The organism is Lentzea tibetensis, from assembly GCF_007845675.1.
Lineage (GTDB): Bacteria > Actinomycetota > Actinomycetes > Mycobacteriales > Pseudonocardiaceae > Lentzea > Lentzea tibetensis.
The window spans coordinates 1-3,620 of record NZ_VOBR01000078.1 but is presented as its reverse complement, the minus strand read 5'-3'; the positions used below and the strand labels follow the sequence as shown (position 1 = coordinate 3,620).

The following is a 3,620-nucleotide window of genomic DNA, read 5'->3' as shown; positions in this document are numbered from 1 at the left end:
CTCTATGTCGGTTGTGTTCCTGAGAGTCTTCGGAATGATCCTGGTCTAGCAGAGTGGGCTGCTGAGCTCGCTGATGTTGGTGGGCGTGCCAATGCGCGGGCTCGTATCGGTGGCACGGAGCCTTTGGGTGCCGCGCGGCTCCTGCCGCCACTTCCCGCCGTGTTGCGCGACGCGTTCGGCAATGCTGGGCAGAAGCGTGCCGCCGCGGCGCTGGCGGTGTTGCTCAGCACCGACAAGCCCCTGAGCGCCCAGGATCTCGTCGGCCTTGTCCAGCGTGACTATCGCCTCGGCCACGTGGTCGACGCCATTCAGCAGAACGTGGCCGAGCTGAACAAGGTGGGTCTGCTCAAAGAACTGGACAAGACCAGGCGCCGCCGTTTGTTCACGGCTGTTGTTCCTGCCGGTTTGGTCGAGGTCTCCGCGCAGGAGCGGGATGCGCTTTGTGAGTGGGCTCGTGGGGCGTTGTCCGGGCGGGCCCAGGCGGATGCGTTGGCTCGTATCGGCGGTGTTGAGCCTCTCGATTCCAATCCGAAACTTCGTGACGAGCTTGAGCCGGTCAAACGCAGCGCCTTCCTCGCCGCGACAGATGGGGCGCGTCCGTTGCCGCCGATGCAGGGCGGGAGGCAGCTGTTCCATAAACGGCATATCATTCCCAGTCACCTGATGCGTGATGCCTTCAATTCTTGGGTCAACTATCATTATCCGCCCGGTCATGTGGGTCGTGCCGGCATGGTGAAGGATCTGCAGTTGTGGGAAAAGCGGATGTTCAACCATGTGTCGAATGTGTGGGTCGGGCGTGGTAACACCAACAGTGCGGCCGGGTTTCTCAGCACGGGGTTCTCGGACGCGGCCGACCATGTCGACATTGCCCATCGCCACGTGTACGGACACGACGTCGCCAAGGCCGTACGGTACGATCCTAGAGTTGCGGTGGAGACGCAGAAGAGGCTGGCCAAGCCTGTTTTGAAGTATTTCGATCCGTCGGTGGACCATAGTGGGGCATCGTGGGCGGAGGACGACAGTCACCCGTGGAAGCCTCCGCAAGCGACTGTGGCCGAGATCCTGAGGGATGCGTCGAGCAGTGCTGATTTCGACTGGCCGGGCGGCACCCGCGAGCAGTTTGAGCAGTACATGGACGTGTATCTGAAGCTCGGTGATATCGCTTTGGCTCCGGACACGTACAGCTTGTCGGATCTGCAGAGTGTTCGCGACGAGTTCCTGGCTCTTCCGGAGCCCTCGGCGGTCACCGCGGGCAACGGCCTGCTCGATTACGAGTACACCGATGCCATGGACATCGACCCCACCACTGTCGACTCCACCGCTATCGATTCCAGTGGTGTCGGTTCCAGTGGTGTCGATAGTGGTGGCGTCGATCTCATGGAGATCGATGACATCGATCTGCCGCCTCCGCCTCCGCCGGTGGTGGTGGATCGGCTTGAGGAGGAGATCGAGCAAACCACTGGCCAGTTGGACCGGTTGCGTCTGGAAAAGCCCTACGCCTACGTGGCGGGCGGGTACGACGCCGAGGTCGCGGATGTGGAGACGCGTCTGGGGAAGCTGCTGGTGCAGGACGACTCGCTGCTGCAGAAGCGGATCGACACCGAGCGAGGTAGTCAGCCGAATGTGGCGCGGGACCCGGAAGGGTATGAGCGGTCCCGGCAGCGCTTGAAGGACTTGGATGCCACGCGGGAGGCGGCGCGTACGGCGTCGGTGGTGTCGGGAGTGCGGGAGGCGTTGAGGGGGTACGAGGACCTCAAGCATGCTCTGGGGGCGGAGCAGAAGAGGCTGCAGGAACGCAGGGAGGCGATTGTTTCCTCTGCCCGTATCTCGGGTGTGTTCTCGCGTTTCAACGCCGGCCTGCGCGGCGGTCGTCGGGTGTTGGAGAACCTGAACCAGGCCCAGCTCACGCAGCTCGCCTGCTACGCCTCGATTCGCGAGCTCAACCAGCAGACCCAAACCGGTGGCCAGGCAGGTGGCCAGGCTGGTGACGAGGCCGCACAGGCGGATCTCGGGGCGTATGTCAACGCGCTGCACGCGCGGATCGAGTATCTGTCCAGCCTGCACGAGCTGCCGGTCGAGGCACTGCAGTTGCTCGACGAGCTCAGCCCCGGCCAGTTGAACCGGTTGTTCCACGACTACGAGCTGCCTGTCATCGACCAGGCACTGCGTGACGTGACCGAGAAACTGGATCTCGTGGCCGCGGACGAGGCCGAGATGCGGCGGCAACTGTCCGGACAGCACACCGGCACGTCACAGCCCGTGGAATACACCCGCGCCGACGAGGGGCAATGGGAACAGCTCGTGTCCCGACTGCCCGAGATGACACCAATGGAACGCGCGGCGGCGCTGGAACGGTTGCACGGCAACCGGCAGACCCTCCTGACCGGGAAACCCGAACTCGTCCGCAAGCTCCGCGACACCCTGCCGCCGGAGGTGTTCGCCCAGACCGCCGCCCAGCTCATGGTCCGCCGGGCCGGCGAGATCAACCAGCCGGTCACCGCCCGCCACCACGCCGAAGCACAACTCGCCCGCATGCTCGGCAACCCCGAGATCACCGAACGACTCCTCAACAAAGGCGTCCAGGTCGTCCTCATCCCCGAGAACACGGCCCTCACCGAACTGGAGGAGTTCACACACCTGGCCGGCACGCAGATCTCACCACACCACGGCAGCTGGAACACCTCCCGCGGCGCCGGCGGGACCCTCCTGGTCGCCGTCGGCGCGGAGAACCTCACCGGCGGCACCACCACCACCGGCCACGCACCCCACTACGACGACGGCTACTCCGTCCTCATCCACGAATTCGCCCACACCATCCACAACCACGGCCTCACCAGCGACGACCGGCGCACCATCAACCAAGCCTTCCAACACAAATGGAACAAGGCGATGACCGGCGAGCACGTGCAGTGGCCCGACGGACCCACCCACGGCACCAACCCCACCCAACCCAACTACTCGGCCAGCAACGTCAACGAATACTTCGCCCAACTCGCCACCACCTACCTCGGCGCCAACACCGGACACGACCCCCACACCCACCAACCCCGCAACAACGGCAAACACCACGTCCAACAACACGAACCACCCGAAATCCACGCCCTCCTGCAACACGTCTACGGCACCAACCCCACCCCCATCACCACCAACCCCATCCGACAAAACAAAGCCGAAAACGACCTCTGGAAAAACTTCCGCGACTTCCAAACCACATTCGCAGACAGAACACCCACCAACTCCACCACACCCTCCACCACCAACTCCCCCAAACTACGACCCACCACTAACGACAACAGCAACCACACCATCGCCAACATCGCACACCTCAGATTACCCGGCCAGAAAACCCCGACGAACAACGACCTCAACCCCACCCAGAAGACCCCCGCCACACCCCCAGCACTCACGACAACCGCCACAGCAACACGATCACCAGCCTCCTTATAGAGCAGCGATGTTCCTCGGTGTTGCGGCGGCCGCCGCAACACCGAGAAATACCGAGAGCCGGCGCTCATGCTCTTCGCGGCCAGCAGGGTCGCGACCGGATCGAACTCGACAAGTCGCCAGAACAAAACGCCGCCGATGATCGCCGAGGAAACGCGCTGCAACGTGACAGTCGG

1 protein-coding gene is annotated in these 3,620 nt (G+C 63.6%); it reads left to right on the top strand.

Translation table 11 applies throughout. The annotated features are described in order from the left end of the window. The first annotated feature begins 159 nt into the window (after positions 1-159). Positions 160-3,447 carry a hypothetical protein gene (locus FKR81_RS42945; RefSeq protein ID WP_146361335.1) on the top strand — a complete coding sequence of 1,096 codons (3,288 nt, stop codon included), beginning with the start codon at positions 160-162 and terminating at the stop codon, positions 3,445-3,447. Positions 3,448-3,620 lie beyond the last annotated feature (173 nt).